Annotated in this window: 16 protein-coding genes; 7 read left to right on the forward strand and 9 right to left on the reverse strand. The window is 57.9% G+C overall.

The annotated features are described in order from the left end of the window. Positions 1–35: 35 nt before the first annotated feature. From exaC to FVV99_RS05245, 3 genes are all read left to right on the forward strand, one after another. The gene (gene exaC, locus FVV99_RS05235) at positions 36–1,556 is read left to right on the forward strand and encodes an acetaldehyde dehydrogenase ExaC (protein ID WP_148252974.1); all 1,521 of its coding nucleotides are present in this window, start codon (positions 36–38) and stop codon (positions 1,554–1,556) included. A 142-nt stretch (positions 1,557–1,698) separates the two neighbouring features. Further along, the gene (gene adhP, locus FVV99_RS05240; protein ID WP_201745029.1) at positions 1,699–2,727 is read left to right on the forward strand and encodes an alcohol dehydrogenase AdhP; all 1,029 of its coding nucleotides are present in this window, start codon (positions 1,699–1,701) and stop codon (positions 2,725–2,727) included. A gap of 110 nt (positions 2,728–2,837) precedes the next feature. Continuing rightward, entirely contained in the window at positions 2,838–3,449 is a 612-nt protein-coding gene (locus FVV99_RS05245; RefSeq protein WP_236645304.1) for a methyltransferase, read from the forward strand. On the opposite strand, the gene FVV99_RS05250 is transcribed toward FVV99_RS05245, so the two are convergent. Genes FVV99_RS05250 through FVV99_RS05260 form a run of 3 tightly spaced genes read right to left on the reverse strand, consistent with a single transcriptional unit; the run spans position 3,440 to position 5,543 of the window. Then, on the reverse strand, positions 3,440–4,678 hold the full coding sequence (locus FVV99_RS05250) for a MerC family mercury resistance protein (protein ID WP_148252976.1): 1,239 nt from the start codon (positions 4,676–4,678) through the stop codon (positions 3,440–3,442). The two genes, FVV99_RS05245 and FVV99_RS05250, sit on opposite strands and share 10 nt — an antisense overlap. Before the next feature lie 38 nt (positions 4,679–4,716). Next, positions 4,717–4,977, reverse strand: coding sequence for an anti-sigma factor family protein (locus tag FVV99_RS05255; RefSeq protein WP_148252977.1), 261 nt, complete (start codon positions 4,975–4,977; stop codon positions 4,717–4,719). After that, positions 4,974–5,543, reverse strand: a complete 570-nt coding sequence (locus tag FVV99_RS05260) for an RNA polymerase sigma factor (RefSeq protein WP_148252978.1) — start codon at positions 5,541–5,543, stop codon at positions 4,974–4,976. Before FVV99_RS05260 ends, FVV99_RS05255 begins: the two co-directional genes overlap by 4 nt. Before the next feature lie 276 nt (positions 5,544–5,819). Between FVV99_RS05260 and FVV99_RS05265 the strand changes: the two genes are divergently transcribed. Beyond that, positions 5,820–6,293, forward strand: a complete 474-nt coding sequence (locus FVV99_RS05265) for a cupin domain-containing protein (protein ID WP_148252979.1) — start codon at positions 5,820–5,822, stop codon at positions 6,291–6,293. Between the two features lie 70 nt (positions 6,294–6,363). Here the strand turns inward: FVV99_RS05265 and betT are convergent, their stop codons facing one another. Next, positions 6,364–8,415, reverse strand: coding sequence for a choline BCCT transporter BetT (betT, locus tag FVV99_RS05270; protein ID WP_148252980.1), 2,052 nt, complete (start codon positions 8,413–8,415; stop codon positions 6,364–6,366). Positions 8,416–8,788: 373 nt separating this feature from the next. Between betT and FVV99_RS05275 the strand changes: the two genes are divergently transcribed. The 3 genes from FVV99_RS05275 (at position 8,789) to FVV99_RS05285 (ending at position 12,051) form a co-directional block, all read left to right on the forward strand. Continuing rightward, positions 8,789–9,991: a TRAP transporter substrate-binding protein gene (locus FVV99_RS05275; protein WP_148252981.1), complete on the forward strand. Its 1,203-nt coding sequence runs from the start codon at positions 8,789–8,791 to the stop codon at positions 9,989–9,991. A 162-nt stretch (positions 9,992–10,153) separates the two neighbouring features. Then, positions 10,154–10,735 carry a TRAP transporter small permease subunit gene (locus tag FVV99_RS05280; RefSeq protein ID WP_148252982.1) on the forward strand — a complete coding sequence of 194 codons (582 nt, stop codon included), beginning with the start codon at positions 10,154–10,156 and terminating at the stop codon, positions 10,733–10,735. Then, on the forward strand, positions 10,732–12,051 hold the full coding sequence (locus tag FVV99_RS05285; RefSeq protein WP_148252983.1) for a TRAP transporter large permease: 1,320 nt from the start codon (positions 10,732–10,734) through the stop codon (positions 12,049–12,051). Before FVV99_RS05280 ends, FVV99_RS05285 begins: the two co-directional genes overlap by 4 nt. Here FVV99_RS05285 and thiI read toward each other — a convergent pair. The 5 genes from thiI to FVV99_RS05310 all read right to left on the reverse strand — a co-directional run bounded on the left by thiI (position 12,042) and on the right by FVV99_RS05310 (position 17,646). Next, positions 12,042–13,529, reverse strand: coding sequence for a tRNA uracil 4-sulfurtransferase ThiI (gene thiI / locus FVV99_RS05290; protein ID WP_148252984.1), 1,488 nt, complete (start codon positions 13,527–13,529; stop codon positions 12,042–12,044). The genes FVV99_RS05285 and thiI overlap by 10 nt on opposite strands. Positions 13,530–13,641: 112 nt before the next feature. Then, positions 13,642–14,295, reverse strand: a complete 654-nt coding sequence (locus FVV99_RS05295; protein WP_148252985.1) for a coiled-coil domain-containing protein — start codon at positions 14,293–14,295, stop codon at positions 13,642–13,644. 150 nt (positions 14,296–14,445) lie between these two features. Further along, positions 14,446–15,141 (reverse strand): response regulator, encoded by a 696-nt coding sequence (locus FVV99_RS05300; RefSeq protein ID WP_148252986.1) that lies wholly within the window; start codon positions 15,139–15,141, stop codon positions 14,446–14,448. After that, positions 15,138–16,586, reverse strand: coding sequence for an ATP-binding protein (locus tag FVV99_RS05305; protein ID WP_148252987.1), 1,449 nt, complete (start codon positions 16,584–16,586; stop codon positions 15,138–15,140). The genes FVV99_RS05300 and FVV99_RS05305 overlap by 4 nt, the downstream gene beginning before the upstream one ends. A 133-nt stretch (positions 16,587–16,719) precedes the next feature. Further along, positions 16,720–17,646 carry a lysine exporter LysO family protein gene (locus FVV99_RS05310; protein WP_148252988.1) on the reverse strand — a complete coding sequence of 309 codons (927 nt, stop codon included), beginning with the start codon at positions 17,644–17,646 and terminating at the stop codon, positions 16,720–16,722. Positions 17,647–17,697: the final 51 nt, after the last annotated feature.

The following is a 17,697-nucleotide window of genomic DNA, read 5'->3' on the forward strand; positions in this document are numbered from 1 at the left end:
TAACGACAACAGACGCAATTCGACAGGAGCATGCCATGATTTATTCCAATCCCGGTCAAGCCGATGCGGTGGTCGCGTTCGATTCACGCTATGGCAACTACATTGGTGGAGAGTTCGTCGCCCCGGTCAAAGGGCAGTATTTCGATAACGTCAGCCCGATCAATGGCGAGGTGTTTTGTGAGATTCCTCGCTCCACGGCCGAAGATATCGACAAGGCGCTCGATGCAGCGCATCAGGCGGCACCGGCATGGGGCCAGACGTCAGCCGCCGAGCGTGGCAATCTGTTGCTCAAGATTGCCGAACGTATCGAGCAGAATATCGAACAACTGGCCGTTGCCGAAAGCTGGGACAACGGCAAGGCCGTGCGCGAAACGCTGAATGCGGATCTTCCATTGGCGGTCGATCACTTCCGCTACTTTGCCGGTTGCATCCGTGCCCAGGAGGGCACGCTGGCAGATATCGACAACAATACGGTGGCTTATCATTTTCATGAGCCGTTAGGCGTCGTGGGACAGATCATTCCCTGGAACTTCCCGATCTTGATGGCAACCTGGAAACTGGCACCGGCGTTGGCTGCCGGTAACTGCGTGGTATTGAAACCCGCCGAACAAACTCCGGCTTCGATTCTCAAACTCATGGAACTGGTTGGTGATCTGCTGCCGGCGGGCGTCATCAATATCGTCAATGGCTATGGCGCCGAAGCCGGGCAGGCCCTGGCCGCCAGTCCCCGCATCGCCAAGATCGCCTTCACCGGGTCGACACCGGTGGGATCGCATATCCTCAAGTGTGCCGCCGAGCATATCATTCCTTCGACGGTAGAGTTGGGTGGCAAATCGCCGAACATTTATTTCGCCGATATCATGAATGCCGAGTCCTCGTTCATCGACAAGGCCGTGGAAGGGTTGGTACTGGCGTTCTTCAACCAGGGCGAAGTCTGTACATGTCCATCGCGGGCATTGATTCAGGAAAGCATGTACGAACCTTTCATGGCACGGGTCATGGAGCGTACTCAATCGATCAAACGCGGGAATCCGCTGGATACCGAGGTTCAGGTAGGGGCTCAGGCGTCAGAGGAGCAATTCGACAAGATCATGTCCTACATGGATGTCGCACGTGACGAAGGTGCCGAATTTCTGACCGGCGGCTCCAAGGCGTCGTTCGATCCGGCTTATGACCGGGGATTCTATATCGAACCGACGCTACTCAAGGGCAATAACAGCATGCGTGTTTTCCAGGAGGAAATCTTCGGCCCCGTGGTGGCAGTGACCACCTTCAAGGACGAAGCCGAGGCACTATCGATTGCCAATGACACCCAGTTCGGCTTGGGTGCTGGTGTATGGAGTCGCGATATCAACGTGGCATTCCGCATGGGCCGTGGTATCCAGGCCGGTCGTGTATGGACTAACTGCTACCACCAATACCCGGCTCATGCCGCTTTCGGGGGTTACAAGAAGTCCGGCATCGGTCGTGAAACCCACAAGCAGGCATTGGAACACTATCAGCAGACCAAGAATCTGCTGGTGAGCTATGACGCCAATCCGATGGGATTCTTCTAGGCGCTGTCCAAAAGCTGGCTGCTCTGGCGCGTTGGCTCGAGCAGCCATTCCCTATTTCCACACGCAGAGCGGGGCTCACCGCTACCTCCCCCGGCGAGCGGTGATCGGGGGCATTCTGTTGCCCTAACCGAGGAGATATGAGATGGACAAGACGATGCAAGCCGCCGTAGTACGCCAGTTCGGCGAACCGCTGGCGATTGAGGAGGTCGCCACACCCCGGCCGCAACAAGGCGAGATCCTGGTTCAGGTGGCAGCTTCAGGGGTTTGCCACACGGATCTGCATGCCGCCCACGGTGACTGGCCGGTCAAGCCCAGGCCGCCCTTTATTCCCGGTCACGAGGGCGTCGGCCACATTGTCGCGGTGGGTGAGGGCATCAAGCACGTCAAGGAGGGTGACCGTGTCGGCGTGCCGTGGCTCTATTCTGCCTGTGGCTACTGTGAGCACTGCCTGGGTGGCTGGGAAACTCTGTGCGAGTCGCAGCAGAACACCGGTTACTCGGTGAACGGCGGTTTCGCCGACTACACCCTAGCCGATGCTGGCTACGTGGGGCGGCTGCCAGACAATGTGGACTTCCTGGAGATCGCCCCGGTGTTGTGTGCTGGTGTGACGGTCTACAAGGGACTCAAGATGACCGATGCCCGCCCCGGCCAGTGGGTAGTGATTTCGGGCATCGGCGGCCTCGGTCACATGGCAGTTCAATATGCCAAGGCCATGGGCTTCAACGTGGCTGCGGTCGATATCGACGACGGTAAGCTGGCACTGGCCGAGCGCTTGGGGGCCACCGTTGCCGTCAATGCTTTGCAGGCCGATCCGGCCGATACCCTGAAGCGAGAGATCGGCGGTGCTCATGGCGCTCTGGTTACGGCGGTGTCGCCCAAGGCCTTCGATCAGGCCCAGCGCATGCTGCGTCGCGGTGGGACCCTGGTGCTCAACGGCTTGCCGCCTGGCGACTTCCCGCTGCCGATCTTCGATACGGTGCTCAACGGCATCACGGTGCGCGGCTCCATCGTTGGCACTCGCCAGGATCTGCAGGAGGCGCTGGACTTCTCCGGTGAAGGCAAGGTCAAGGCCACCATCGCCACGGAAAGGCTGGAGAACATCAACGATGTCTTCCAGCGGATGATTGATGGCAAGATCGAAGGACGGATCGTGCTGGACATGATGGGCTGAACATGGGACTGCCACTGCATCGAGAGGGCGACGCTGGTGTGAACCCCCTATCGGTTGGCGGCCGTTTCCGGCATCATCGAGCGCCATTTCCATGAGAAGGGCCATCATTGATGCATAGCGAGGCTACCGATCTTCATCAGCAGCGGTTGCATAAGGTTCTGGCCCTGCTCAAGGTCAGTGGCGCGCACAGCGTACTCGATCTGGGGTGCGGCTCGGGGGCTCTATTGGCATGTCTGCTGGCTGACATACAATTTGCCCGGATCCTGGGGGTGGAACAGTCGGGAATCGGGCTGGTGCAGGCCAAGCAGCGTTTGGCGGAGCCGATGGCCGCGAACCCCGGCCGCCTGGAGTTGGTATGCGCCTCTTATACAGAACGCTCCTCACGTTTTATTGGATTTGACGCAGCGGCAATGGTCGAGACCATCGAACATGTGCCTTCGGCACGACTGTCGGAGGTCGAGCAAGCGGTATTCGGGTTCTATCGCCCTGGGATGCTGGTCATGACCACACCGAACCGGGAGTATAATCCCTTGTTTGACCTGGCCCCTGGTGAATTCCGCGATGAAGATCATTGGTTTGAGTGGGATCGTGCCAAGTTTCGGCAATGGGGGCTGGGTATTGCACGTCGACACGGCTATCGCGTGACCTTCGGTGGCGTCGGCGAAGAGCATCCCTACTTGGGTCATCCCACCCAACTGGCACAGTTCGTGCGTCAGTCATGAGCATGACTGGGTGATGACAGCCCCAATACGTCAGCTTCCCGTTTGCGTCGCTGATACAGATCCCACCCGGTGGCAATGATCAATAGAATGAATCCGCCGAGTTCGATTAGTGGCTGATAATCAACGAACAGGGTGTACAGTAGGATTACAGTGCCTCCTATGCCTACCAGAAGCGGCCACACGGTGTGATGTCGGCGTATTCCTGCTGTAATTGCCAACAGGGTCAGAAAAGAGAAGATCACGATGGAGGTAGCCCAGATACCTTCGTCGATGGTCAGCCCGAGGCCCAGTAGCGGAAGTATGGCGACTGTTGCCAGCGTCCCGTAGCAACTCAACAGTGCCAGTATCAGGCTGATGACTCCCAGAAGGCCTCTGCGCCATATTGACCGGAACCAGCGACGCGGATCGAGTCGCCGTAACCATTGCTGTAGCAATGACGGAGCTGTCAGTCCCCGGCGCATGCTCAGCTCGATGGTATGGGCACCGAAACTGGAGGCGATATCCCGGGTCTGTTCGCTGGGGCTGAGAGCAAAATAGTCGCGGGCGTTGAGTTCCTGAATGTCCTCGAAGCCGGCATCACGGAACAGCGCCAACAGATCCTCCTTGACGGTGGCTCCCACTACGCACTCGACCCAGAGTCGTGGGTCGTCGTGGCAATCCACCGATACAGGGCGCTGGATCACGATATCGGCGATTTGCAGACGCCCCCGTGGTCGTAGGACCCGGAACATCTCGGCAACGGCAAGACGTTTATTCGGCACAAGGTTGAGCGCGCCGTTACTGGTGATGCTATCGATGCTGTCGTTGGCCAGTGGCAGTCGTTCGGCGGATGCCTGAATGACATCGATTGAATCGATGTCATGGGTATCGATGACGGTTCTGAGTTTGCGGGTCATGGCATACGTCAAATCCAGTGCGATGACGTGCCCCTCCGGACCTGTCAACTGTCTGGCGATCAAGCTGTCATTACCGGCTCCCGCCCCGATGTCCAAAACCCGGTCGCCAGGCTGGATCGCCTCACCGTGAAAGGGGTAGCCGACGCCGGCAAAGGAATCCAGTGTGGCGGCCGGCAATTGGGCGGTCTGCGCTTGTGGGTAATCGAGGAAATGGCATGCAGAATCGCCCACGGGAAAGTGAAAGGGCGATGCCGGATCGTTGGCTACGGCGGTATACATGCCCTGTACCGCTGAGATGATCTGTTGTCGTGAGTAACCGAGTATTGCGACCATGCCCTTTATCCGTGACCGGTTGAAATCTGGATCGTCAGTCAGGTCGTCGAATTGGATTCGTCGTCGAATTGATCGAGCAGCGACCGAATCCGCCGATGCAAGCGATGGGGTGCCGGCACTTGTGTCAGCGCCTCCATTCTGTCACGTAAGCGTCGTTCGAACTCTGCGCGGGAAAAACAATCGCGACACTTGGCCAGATGCTGTTCGATATCCGCCTGACGTTGATCATCCAGCTCCTGATCAAGATAGTCGAAGAGTTGCTCGATGACTTCTTCGCATGTCAGTGTCCGTCGTGTCATGGTGAAGCCCCCTCATTCCCCGGTCGGTTGACTGCGATGCCGGCATCACTGGCTTGCTGCCAGAGTGACTTCTGGAGCAACGAACGACCACGATTCAACCGCGAACGTACCGTGCCGACCGGTATGCCAAGCATTTCCGCGGTCTCGGCGTAGGAATATCCTTGCACTTCTACGACGATCAGAACGACTCTGAACGGGTCAGGTAGCGCATCCAGCGCCAATTGAAGCTCCTCTTGTAGAAGTTCATTCAGGAAGCGTTCTTCCGTATTGCCCCACCAGAGCAGAAAGGGCTGATGCAGTTGCCGGAATAGTGAGAAATCTTCCGAATCGCACTCATCCAGTGTAGGTGCATCATCATCCGACGAAAATGGCGGGCGGCTCTGTCGGCGGCGCCACTCACTGATGAATGTATTGTTGAGGATGTGGAACAGCCAGCCTTGGAAACAGTCGGGATCACGCAGTTCATCGAGTTTGCTCCAGGCTTTTTCGATCGCCTCGGCAACGATGTCTTCGGCATCGTCAGGATTCCGGGTCAGGCGCAGCGCAGTGCCGTAAAGCCGATCCATCAGTGGCTCCAGTTGACATTGGAACCACCGCTTCGGTTGCCGGCGACGAGACCCGCCTGATGAGGCTGCGCTCATGTGGCCTCCCGATTTCACCCGTCTCTCATCGATTGATCATGCGCCTCTTCTCGTTATACCGCCAGGACGCAACAGACCAGGACAAGGTTCCCGGTATGACGAGAGGCTTATCGGGAACATCTCGTGGGGCCTGTGCGTCCTCGCAGTACACGGCAGCGCTTGTCGTGTCACCTGAAACAAACCATACGAGGAGGCAAGGTCATGAAAACCATAATGCTATTGATGCTCGGCATGAGTTTGGGGAGCATCCCGGCCGTGAGTGCGGCAGATATGCCTTATCATGGTAACGGCCATATCATGGGCACCGCCGACCAGTTGGAGTGGGGACCCGTGGGGTCGATGGGCGAAGGTGCAGAAATCGCTGTGATCGAAGGCGACATGACGGAAGAAGCGCCTTTCACCATTCGCCTGCGGCTCGAAGATGGTTACGAAATCAGACCGCATGTTCATCCCGCATACGAACGGGTGACGGTGCTGGAGGGCACCCTGCATTTCGCTCACGGTGAGTCATACGACACCGCAGCGACGCAACCTTTGCCGGTAGGCGGCTTTGCGATCATGTCTCCCGGAGATCCGATGTTCGGGTATGCCGAAGGGGAGACGGTCATTCAATTACATGGTGAGGGGCCCTGGGGTATCGAATATCTGGATGCGGCCGATGATCCACGTCAGTAATGGTAGTCATACCACCGCTCTCGGCAGCCATACGGCTACCGAGGGCGGAAAGGTCGATGGACGTTGGCACTCAGGAAGTCGAGTCCAACGCTTCCGTGTCGCCGATGGCGCCGGGCATGGCGGGTGTCTGGCCCGACGGATTCGTCTTGGCCAGGAAGTGTAGGTGGCGCTCGTATTCGGCGAGCACATCACCGATGACCTGGCTGCGCGTATGGCCGTTGAGGTCCTGGCCCAATCCGCCTTCGGCTAGGTAGACGTCGAGGCGCAGGTAGTAGTCGTCATCGACGGGCAGGAAGCTTGGCGTGCGCATGCGATGCGAACGTACCTGGTAGACGAAACTTTGGGAATCGTCCAGGTCGACCTGCAATGTCAGCCGTGGCAGCGTTTCTCCATCGACACGATCTTCACTGACATGCGCGTGCTGGCCGCGCTGCTTGAGTTCATTGGCGAACTGCTGGAGTGCTGGTCGGATGGCATGCTCGATCGTGGCAGCGGCACCGGCGCGGGTGGACGTGTCCAGGGCACGATCGAGGCGCTCGCGCCAGTCACCGCCCTGGTCGTTGCCACCGGCGACCTGGCGGCGGGCATCGGCTTTGTCGCCTTCCGTTCGCAGGGCGCGGTACACGCCGGCCATGATGGCGAAGATCACGATGGAAAACGGCAGGGCGGTGATGACTACGGCACTTTGCAAGGCATTCAATCCGCCTGCCATCAGTAGTGCAATGGTTACCAGCCCGATGATGACGGCCCAGAAGATACGCAGCTTGATCGGGGCATCGTGGTTGACGTCGGACAGGATCGAGGTGAAGTTGGCCATGACCAAGGCACCGGAGTCGGCCGATGTCACGAAGAAGACGATACCAAGGATAGTGACGATGCCTGCGGTCACTCCGACCCAGGGATAAGATTCCAGTAGGGTGTAGAGTGTCGTTTGCGGTGTGTTCAACGCTTGCTCGCCGAGTTCGGCCACTCCCTGGTTAGCCACCAGTTCAATACCGCTGTTTCCCAGCACGGACATCCAGACCATCATGAAGGCCAGTGGAATACCCAAGGCGCCTGCGACGAACTCGCGGATGGTACGGCCGCGGGAAATACGTGCCAGGAACAGTCCGACGAACGGAGTCCAAGCGATCCACCATCCCCAGAAGAAGATGGTCCACCATCCTTTCCACTCCTGTGCATCCTCTCCGGCGTAGGCATAAGTGTCGAAACTCTTGGCGATGAAGCTCGAGAAGTAGTCGCCTGCGTTATTGACGACCATATCGAGGAGTTTCAGGGTATGCCCCTGGAACAGGATGAAGAGCAACAGCGCCAGGGCCAGCAGCATATTGAATTCCGATAGTCGGCGAATGCCTTTTTCGACGCCGCTGACCACGGAAATCGTGGCGATGATGACGACCATGACGATCAGGATGACCTGCACGGACAGGTTCTCCGGCACATCGAACATGTAGTTCAGCCCATAGTTGAGCTGAATGACACCGATGCCCAAGCTGGTCGCAATGCCGAATACGGTGGATACCACAGCGGTGATATCGACGGTATGGCCGATAGGGCCGTAAATGCGCTTGCCAAGTAGCGGATAGAGTGCACTGCGAATGGCCAGTGGCAGACGATGCCGGTAACTGAAATAGGCGAGCGCCATTCCCATCAGGACATAGAGTCCCCAACCGGAAAGCCCCCAGTGGAGATAGGTCTGTACGACGGCATTGCGCATTGCCGCCTGGCTTTCCGGTTCAAGGGTCGGTGGTGCCAGGAAGTGCGAGAGCGGTTCGGCGACGCTGAAGAACAACAGGTCGATGCCGATGCCGGCAGCGAACAGCATGGCCGACCAGGATAACAGCGAAAACTCGGGGCGGGCATGATCCGGCCCCAATCGAATGTTGCCGAAGCGGGATATCCCGATACCGATCACAAAGACCAGATAGGCAACGATCGCCAGCATGTAGTACCAGCCGAACGTTTCGTTGACCCAGGCGAGACCGGCATTGAAGAAAGCGCCGGCTTCTTCGGTAAAACTCATCGTGATGACGAGGAAAACGAAGATGCCGACGACGGATCCGTAGAACACGACCGGATTCAAGCGGTCGCGTCGTTCCGATACGAAAGTGTCATGAGGCATGGGGAAGAATGCCCTCCGTGTTGTTTGCGAACTCTTTTTTAATTAATCGTTCAAATAAAATACGCACTTCTCGTCATGAATTCAACTGCCGTCTCTGGGCGATGTCAGTTCTCGGGGCACGATGTCGACAGATACCGGTTTGTGCTCATTGAGAGGCTTGGAAAGTGGAAAATCCGTTGACTGCCTATGGATAGGCTTGCAATCCCTTTTGACAGGGCTATACATGATGTAACCGATGTGAAAAGCAGTGCAGTCCAGAGGCTTGTCCTGGCTCTGTCTGTCGAATCGGGAGGACCGAGTCTCTCTGAGAACAGCCGGGCGCTGTTCGTCACGACCCGTATGGTGAATTACAACAACAAGTCTGGAGAGTCTGATGAATAACGAGAACACGCCAGAACAGGTTTCCGCTGATCATGCCGTATCGACCCATGTCGGTCAGGAGGACAATCATACGCTGCGTACCTCGAGGCGGCGCTTTCTGACCGGTTCCGCAGCGGCGGCAGGTGCGGCTGCGATCGGCTTCCCGAGTATTGCCGTCGCCCAGACGACGACACTCCGTTTCCAGAGTACCTGGCCTGATCAAGATATCTTTCATGAGTTCGCCGCGGATTACGTGCGAATCGTCAATGAGATGTCCGGCGGTCGGCTGGAGCTCAACCTATTGCCGGCGGGGTCCGTGGTCGGTGCGTTGGAACTGCAGGATGCAGTGATATCCGGTGCACTGGATGGCGGACATGGCGTCTGTGCGTATTGGTATGGGAAGCATAAGGCGTATTCGTTGTTCGGTACGCCGCCTCCTTTTGGCTGGGATGCACATCAGTTCCTGGCCTGGTTCTGGAGTGGGGAAGGTCGTGGACTGTACAACGAACTGCTCGAGATGCTGGAACTTCCGCTCGTCGGCTACCTGACCGGTCCGATGCCGACCCAGGCCTTGGGATGGTTCAAGGAGCCAATCAGCGGTGTCGAGGATCTCGAAGGGCAAAAGTATCGTACCGTTGGTCTGGCGGCAGATCTCATGGATGAGGTGGGAGCGGCCGTCACCATCATGGGGGGTGGCGATATCGTACCGGCCATGGACCGAGGGCTGCTTGACGGTGCCGAATTCAACAATCCGTCTTCCGACCGGTTATTGGGGTTCCCCGATGTCAGCAAGACCTGGATGCTGCGTAGTTACCACCAGGATTGCGAGGCCTTCGAGGTCATGTTCAACCGGGACAAGTTCAACAGCCTCGACCCGGAATTCCAGGCGATCCTCGAATATGCCGCCAAGGCGGCATCGTCGGAAATGTACTGGAAAGCGATGGATCGCTATCCCAAGGACCTTCAGGCGATGCGGGAAGAAGAAGGAGTGGAAACCTACATCACGCCTGACTCGGTGCTGAAAGCCCAGCTCGACGCCTGGGACAAGGTGATTGACGAGCAGTCCGAAGACGCTTTCTTCAAGAAGGTCATCGACAGCCAGAGAGCCTACTGCGAGCGAGTGGTCGGCTGGCACCTGGAAGGTAACGCACCCAAGAACCCGGCTTATGAGCATTTCTTCGGACGGGCGGCGACGGATACGTCGAAAATGGCTTGATACCTGTTGTGGTGCATGACTCAAGGTGCGAGCCAGCGGTTCCAGGCCAGTGGGTGTACTCATCGTCATGCCAGCGCCAGGGAAGGCGGCTGGAGGTGCGGCGAATCAGGTTGCGCTGGATACCGTGGTTGCTCGTGATTCATCCCGGCATCGGAGACTGTCATGTATAAAGGTATCGCAGCGATCGACCGGATCAGCCTTTGGTCAGGCAAGTTCTTTGCCTGGTGCATTCTGTTTCTGACCGCTGTTGTCAGTATCGAAGTCTTCATGCGTTATGTCGTGGGAGCTCCCACGTCCTGGGCCTATGACACCAGTTACATGCTCTATGGCACGCTGTTCATGATGTGCGGCGCTTATGCGTTGTCCTATAACGCGCATGTTCGTGCCGATGTATTGTCGAGGTATTTCCCCCCTCGCATGCAGGCCGGTCTGGACCTGGTGCTGTATATGGTCTTTTTCTATCCGGGGGTGCTCGCGCTGATCTGGAACGGGTGGGATTATTTCGCGATCTCGTTCCGTCAGAATGAACATAGCTCCTTCACTCCCGATGGACCGCCACTTTATCCCTTCAAGTTCGTGATTCCTTTCGCCGCCGTTCTACTCATGTTGCAAGGACTGGCGGAAATCACACGCTGTATCGCCTGTTTGCGCCATGGCTATTGGCCGCCTCGCCCGGGTGACGTGCAGGAGCTTGCTGACTCGGAACATGCGGAAGGCCAGCGTCATGAGGAGACCCGGTCATGAGCGATCCGCAGATCGGCATCCTGATGCTGGGGATGCTCGTCATTCTCATCATGCTGGGCTTTCCCATTGCGTTCACCTTGATCGCCATGGGCGTAGGATTCGGCTACTTTGCCATCGGCGATATCATCTTCTCACTGCTGGTGCAGCGTACCTATGGGGTCATGTCCAACGATGTTCTGATAGCCGTTCCCTTGTTTCTGTTCATGGGCTATCTGGTGGAGCAGGCGAATATCCTCGATCGCTTGTTCTATAGCCTGCAACTGGCGGCGCGTGGCATGCCTGCGTCATTGGCGGTAGCGAGTCTGATTACCTGTGCCCTGTTCGCAACGGCAACCGGCATCGTTGGCGCTGTCGTCACGTTGATGGGGTTGCTGGCGCTGCCAGCGATGCTCAAAGCAGGTTATGACAAACGGATGTCGAGTGGGGTCATCTGTGCCGGTGGCTGTCTGGGAATCCTGATTCCTCCCAGCATCATGTTGATTCTGTACGGTGCCATGGCAGGTGTCTCGGTCGTACGCCTCTATGCGGCGGCACTCTTTCCCGGTCTGCTATTGGCGGGGTTGTACATCCTTTATGTGATGGGGCGGGCCATGCTCAATCCCCAGGTCGCTCCCAAGTTATCCCAGGCCGAACTCGATGTGCCGCGAGGCCAGGTCTACTGGCAGCTATTAACGTCATTCGTGCCGCTTTTCGTCCTGATCATGGCGGTACTGGGGGCGATTCTGTTCGGTCTGGCCACGCCTCATGAGGCGGCCGGCATCGGTGCGCTTGGTGCTATTGTGCTGGCGGCGGCCTACCGACAGTTGAATTGGCCGCGACTCAAGGAAGCCGTCTTTCTGACGGCTCGGACCAGCGCCATGGTCTGTTGGCTGTTTGTCGGTTCATGGATCTTTTCGTCGGTATTTTCGTTGCTCGGTGGCCACTCGTTGATCGAACACTGGATCGACGGAATGTCGTTATCGCCTCTGCAATTCCTGATCCTTGCCCAAATCTTGATCTTCCTGTTGGGCTGGCCGCTGGAGTGGACGGAGATCATCATCATCTTCGTGCCGATTTTTCTGCCCTTGCTGCAGTTGTTCGGTATCGATCCACTGTTCTTTGGCGTGCTGGTGGCGCTGAACATACAGACGTCATTCTTGACGCCACCCATGGCCATGTCGGCGTTCTACCTCAAGGGAATCGCCCCCAAAGGGGTCCAACTGGGAGATATCTTCCTGGGGATAGCTCCGTTCCTGTTCATGGTGTTCCTGGCGATGGCCATCCTGTATATGGTCCCGGGGATCGCCTTGTGGCTACCGGAAGTCCTTTATGGTTGAGGCGTGACGTGCCGGTAGACACCGAAATGATGCAGGCCCTGATCGGCAAGCTGCAGTGCCTGCATCCGGCTCATGACGCCCTGATCGCAATAGAGCAGGTAGTAGCGATCGGTGGGGAGCGTGCCAGCCTTGTCCTGCAGTTCGTAGAAAGGAATATCGAGCCGTTCGACACTGGGTATGTCGAGTGGTGCGTCATCGCGTTCGCTGGGATGTCGAATATCGATGATGCAATAGCCCTTGCCGGCCGCCAGCTCGTCGGGCGTATCAATGACCGTGACATCCGTTAGAGACGGTGACGGGAGCGTTGGCAGTTCATCGACCCGTGTGATGCTGGCGTTATCCACGGCGCGATCCAGTATGGTGAAGTCGAACCGGGTCTCTGCCGTGTCGATTTGATGGCGCTTGGCCCGGGTATTGGGTTTTTTCGAGACGACACCGCAGTACTCGGGCATGGTTTCGGCAAAGCGTGCCGTATCGATCTGTCGGGCTTCATCGATGATGGCCTGTTTGTCGCTGGCCACCAGCGGACGCAATACCGGGCGTTCCGCAACGTCGTCGATCAGTCCCAGATTGGTCAGGCTTTGGCTCGAGACCTGAGCGATGGCGTCACCAGTGACCAGTGCAGGAATGCGTCCCCGAGCGGCCATCCGAGTCGCGGCACGTAGCATCATGCGTTTGAGTACGACGCCCATCAAACCGTCGGGCACCTTGGCAATCAATTCATTGACGACGCCTTCGAAGGGAATCGAGATGAAGTTGACTCGATGGGAGGCGCTGTAACGCTGCCACAAGTGATGGGTCAGTTCGCGCACCCCGGTTTCATGGGCTGGCCCACCCAGGTTGAAGAACAGGAAATGCGTCTTGAGGCCGCGGCGTATCATACGATAGGCCGCTACCGGGGAATCATAGCCACCGGAAATGAGTGCCAGTGCGGCGCCTTGTGTGCCGAGTGGATAGCCACCCAGGCCCGGCATGCGGTGCGTAATGAACGTCATCCGTTCCCCCTTGATTTCGAGGGCAACGTCGACATCGGGGTGCGTCAAGTCTACAGAGGCCGTGGGTACGGCTTGCAGCAGTGCGCTGCCAAGATAGCGCTCCAGTTCCTCGGATCGGAAATCATGTTGGCCGCGGCGCTTGACTCGCACCTTGAAACGGCGGTGCGCGATGGCGTCGCGCCATAGTGGAATCAATCGGGTGGCCGTGTCGTCGAAGGAGCGGAACACAGCATTTTCCACGACCAGGACCTCATGGATACCCGCGATGCGGGTCAGCGTCGTTTCCAACTGCGCGTGCGTGTCGGAATCCAGCGTCTCGTTGGGGCGAACCTCAAGCGCATCCCAATGGTTGATGACACGAATGGGCGTGTCCAGCCTACGCAACGTGTTGACGACATTGGCCCGCAGGCAGCGAACCAGTTCTCGGCGTACCGGCCTGGTCTTGATGGTAATCTCGGGAAATAACTTGAGCAGAAATGGCATCGATCGACATCAGTGCTGCGATAGGGGCGGTTACGATACCAGAGTCGGGAGCGTCATGCATGAGATAGGCCGTAAGTGCTGGGTGCCCGCAACTGGCGGGCACCCGTAGCAGTCAGGAATCGCTTTCGTGGTGATGTTTGTCACCATGGGGTCCATGCGGACCTTTGCCATGAGGTGGTTTCATGATCACTTTCAGGGCCTCGAGCTGCGCGTCATCGAGCACATCCGCCAAGGCGTCACGGTGTTCATCGCGAATCTCCAGCCAGGCATCATGCTTGTCTTCGCGATTGTCGAACGCCTGATCATGCAGTTCGCGGGCACGTTCACGCATGGCCTCATGTGCATCGTCCAGTGCCTGTCTGTCGTCTTCACTGAGTTCCCAACTGTCATAAAGGGCATCCAGACGTTGCTGCATGAAGTCGCGATGCGCTTTGTGGCGCTTCTCATGAATATCGCGCTTGTGATCATGCATCTCATCGACACGCTCTTCGCCGAGTATGTCGGTCATCGTTTGACGATAGTCTTCACGCAGGGCTTCGCGCTGGTCACGATAGTCTTGTCGGGCATCGTGCAACGCATTCCGCTCCTCCTCGCTCAGGTCCCATTGGTCGGCCATGGCCTCGAATCGCTGCTCATGGGGTTTATGCGCGTCATTACCTTGACTTTTCTCGTCACCCGGGGCGGCGGTCGCGATGAAGGACATTGGTGCGATAGCCAGTGCCAGCAGGGTGGGCATCCAGAACTTGCGTGGGGTGATGAAGCTCATGTCGAGACTCCTGTCTGTTGGGGAACATCAGCGCTACCTCGCGCTTCGAACACAGTGTCCGCCCATCCTGTGCAATTACCATGCAGCAAGCGTGCAATAGTCGAGCATGCTCATGCACATTCCCGATCCATCGAGCGGTAGAGCAAGGGGTCACTCCTCGGGTTGATACTTGTAGCCAACGCCATAGACCGAGCGGATGATTTCCCGTTCCGGCCAGATATCGGCAATCTTGCGCCGCAATTTCTTGATATGGCTGTCGACGGTACGTTCCGAGACGATACGGTGATCCCGGTACATGTGGTCCATCAATTGATCGCGCGAAAAAATGCGCCCGGGTGCGTTCATCAGTACCTTGAGTAACTGGAATTCCACGGCCGTCAGGCCGAGATCCTGGCTGCCCGCCAGAGCACGCCAGCCGTCGTCGTCGAGCGTCAGTGGCGGCTGTGAATCACTCGTCTCGGGGGTATCGGCAACCCGGCTGCGGCGGAGTACCGCTTTGATACGGGCTACGACCTCCCTGGGACTGAATGGCTTGCAGATGTAGTCGTCGGCGCCCAGTTCCAGCCCGAGCAGGCGGTCGACTTCCTCCACCTTGGCGGTCAGCATGATCACCGGCAGTCGTGGCCATCGTTCGCGGATCATGCGGCACAGCGTCAGGCCATCGATGCCGGGTAACATCAGATCCAGCAGCATCAAGTCGCATTGCTGGTCTTGTAGCCATGCCATTACCTGGTCACCGTGATCGATATGGTGCGACTGGAAACCGCTGTTATCGAGATAGTCGGTGACCAGTCGTGCGATCTTGGGCTCGTCCTCGACGATCAGGATGGAGTCGCGATCATTCATACACGTTGCTCTTGGATCAGGGGGAATTCGAGTATCCAGCATAACCCGCCCAGCGATGAATGTGCTGCTGACATCTGGCCTCCATGGGCCTTGACCAACGCCGTGGCAATCGAGAGCCCCAAGCCGCTACCACCACTCTGGCGACTGCGAGAACCTTCAACACGGTACAGTCGTTCCGTCAGACGGGCGAGATCATCATCCGGAACGCCTGGGGCGCTGTCTTCCCAGGTCAGACGTGCCTGATGTTCATTGGTTTCCAGGCAGACATGCAATCTGCCGGGTGCCTGTGTGTAGGTACAGGTGTTGTCCATCAGATTGTCCCAGAGTTGACGGAGACGCTGCTGGTCACCGCGGATCATGAGCGCGGGTTCGATGTTCGTCTCGAGAGTGATGCCATGATCGTCGAGCCAGCCCTTTGCTTCATCGAGGCGAAGACTCAGGACGTCAGCAAGATCGAGAGGGGCCAACGATACTTCCAATGCCCCGGCGTCGCTCTGGGACAGAAGGCGCAAGTCGCCAACGAGCCGTTCGAGTTGAGCGACTTCTTGGGCAAGCGAGTGGATGTTGTCGTGGTCCAGCGGTCGGATGCCATCCTGCATGCTTTCGATTTCACCTCGCAGCACGGCTAGTGGAGTACGCAACTCATGTGCGATATCCGACACCCAGCGCTGACGAGCTTCGCGTGTCGCTTCCAGTGTCTCGGCCAGAACATTGAAATCATGGGACAGTCGTGACAGTTCGTCACGGCCTCGTTCCGGCAAACGGATACTGTAATCGCCTTCGGTCAAGCGGTGCGTTGCGAGTGCCATGCCACGCGTGCGCCTTCCCAGCCACCATGATAACCCTCCTGCCAGCAGTAGCGACGCCAGCGCCAGCGAGGTGATGATGATACCGAGGTTGCGTCGCTGGCGAGACAGGAATATGCGATCCATGCGCGCCATGAGTTGTTGTGGCGGACGATATCCCAGGGCACCGACCTGCTTGCCGTCGCTGACGATCGGCAGCCAGTTGAGCACCAGCGGCGCATCGTCATCGCGTCGTGGCGGTTGGCCAATGACCGGGCGCCCTTCAGCGTCGTGAAGGACGAAGTCACGAGCATCGCCTAGCTGTCTTTCGATGCCCTCGGGGGGAGGTCCCTCGCCGGGCCAGAGTTGCTGACGGACTAGCCGGAACCAGGCACGGTGGTCGTCACGTAACCACTGCCAGTCACCACGCCGAGTCCACTCTTCGGCTAATCCTTCCGCGAGCGTTTCAGCACGATTGGCCTGGGTCGTTTCAAGATAATCGATGAAGCCTTGATCGAGGCTGCGCGATACCGCAAGGAACACCAGTGCCGAGATGGCTACATTGACGAGCAATATGATGGCGAACAGCTTGATGCCCAGTCGTGACACTGTCAGTCGGGGCTGGGCAGGGTATCGCGAAGAGCGAAACGATCGGCACATGTGGGTCTCCGGATAGAGATGGACGCTGTCACGAGTCTGCCTGACCGATATGCAGCTATTGGTCACCCAATGTGCAAGGAGAGTGCATACACGATCGTTCGGGTCTCGCCGAAAGGATACCTCGGGTGACTGTCTACAGAGCAAGCAGGAATAGAATCAGCGGCGGCGAGAGTAGCGAAAGAAGAAACCCGCTGACGACTGCGGTCGGGACACAGGCTACGCCCCCGTGTTGCTGAATGACCGGCAGAGTAAAGTCCATGGACGTGGCGCCGCCATAACCGATGGCCAGAGGTGGCATGCGATGGATCAGCCAGGGAATCAGCAGAAAGGCGAGTAACTCTCTTGCCAGATCATTGAAGAAAGCGACGCCGCCCAGCATGGCACCCAGCTCGTCACCGATCAGAATGCCCGATAGCGAGTACCAGCCAAAGCCGGCAGCCATGGCCAGCCCTTCATTCCATGACAAGGCCAGTAAGGGCGCCGCCGCCAGACCGGCAACCAGCGAACTGGCGGCAAGGGTGATGGCGATGGTGAGTCCATGGCGGTTGAGCAGAATCTGTTTCAACGGCATACCGGAGTTACGGAGCTGACAGCCAATCAATGCCAGCAGGACGTAGAGGACCCATTCTGCCAGGACTTCGGCCACGACATGCCCGCTCTGTAAATCAAACGTGACGAGTAGAATACCCACCAGGATACCCAGGAACACTGCACCGACCAGGCTCAAGGAACCGCGCATGGCGGTTAGTTTGCTGGTGGGAGCGCCCGTGACGATAGGCGAAGCCTCCAACTGCCATGCCAGGCGGCGGGATAGCCACCAGAGCGCTATCAGGTTACTGACAGTCGTCAGCAGGAAGAGCGTCAGGGCCTGCCCTCCCATACGGGAGAGTTGTGACGACAGGTCCTCCATGCCTGCCAGGCTCACCCCCATCAACCACAAGATCAGATAGATCGATGCGTTCACTGCCCGATTGATGGCTGCCATCACGTCTGGATGGCGTACGGGGACGAGGTAACCCAGTATCAACGGCAACAGTACGATCAACAGGCCACTCAGCATGACGACTCCCTTCGTCCGACGATGGTGGTCGCCATTGACGACCAGGAAAGG

The organism is Aidingimonas lacisalsi (genome assembly GCF_008079445.1).
Classification (GTDB): domain Bacteria; phylum Pseudomonadota; class Gammaproteobacteria; order Pseudomonadales; family Halomonadaceae; genus Aidingimonas; species Aidingimonas lacisalsi.

Coding starts and splice junctions, on each gene's coding strand:
- FVV99_RS05310 (WP_148252988.1), bottom strand. CDS start 17,646: ATGCTGAGTGGCCTGTTGATCGTACTGTTGCCGTTGATACTGGGTTAC.
- betT (WP_148252980.1), bottom strand. CDS start 8,415: ATGCCTCATGACACTTTCGTATCGGAACGACGCGACCGCTTGAATCCG.
- FVV99_RS05280 (WP_148252982.1), top strand. CDS start 10,154: ATGTATAAAGGTATCGCAGCGATCGACCGGATCAGCCTTTGGTCAGGC.
- FVV99_RS05250 (WP_148252976.1), bottom strand. CDS start 4,678: ATGGTCGCAATACTCGGTTACTCACGACAACAGATCATCTCAGCGGTA.
- FVV99_RS05305 (WP_148252987.1), bottom strand. CDS start 16,586: ATGTGCCGATCGTTTCGCTCTTCGCGATACCCTGCCCAGCCCCGACTG.
- FVV99_RS05285 (WP_148252983.1), top strand. CDS start 10,732: ATGAGCGATCCGCAGATCGGCATCCTGATGCTGGGGATGCTCGTCATT.
- FVV99_RS05295 (WP_148252985.1), bottom strand. CDS start 14,295: ATGAGCTTCATCACCCCACGCAAGTTCTGGATGCCCACCCTGCTGGCA.
- FVV99_RS05245 (WP_236645304.1), top strand. CDS start 2,838: ATGCATAGCGAGGCTACCGATCTTCATCAGCAGCGGTTGCATAAGGTT.
- FVV99_RS05275 (WP_148252981.1), top strand. CDS start 8,789: ATGAATAACGAGAACACGCCAGAACAGGTTTCCGCTGATCATGCCGTA.
- FVV99_RS05260 (WP_148252978.1), bottom strand. CDS start 5,543: ATGGATCGGCTTTACGGCACTGCGCTGCGCCTGACCCGGAATCCTGAC.
- FVV99_RS05300 (WP_148252986.1), bottom strand. CDS start 15,141: ATGAATGATCGCGACTCCATCCTGATCGTCGAGGACGAGCCCAAGATC.
- thiI (WP_148252984.1), bottom strand. CDS start 13,529: ATGCCATTTCTGCTCAAGTTATTTCCCGAGATTACCATCAAGACCAGG.
- FVV99_RS05255 (WP_148252977.1), bottom strand. CDS start 4,977: ATGACACGACGGACACTGACATGCGAAGAAGTCATCGAGCAACTCTTC.
- FVV99_RS05265 (WP_148252979.1), top strand. CDS start 5,820: ATGAAAACCATAATGCTATTGATGCTCGGCATGAGTTTGGGGAGCATC.
- adhP (WP_201745029.1), top strand. CDS start 1,699: ATGGACAAGACGATGCAAGCCGCCGTAGTACGCCAGTTCGGCGAACCG.
- exaC (WP_148252974.1), top strand. CDS start 36: ATGATTTATTCCAATCCCGGTCAAGCCGATGCGGTGGTCGCGTTCGAT.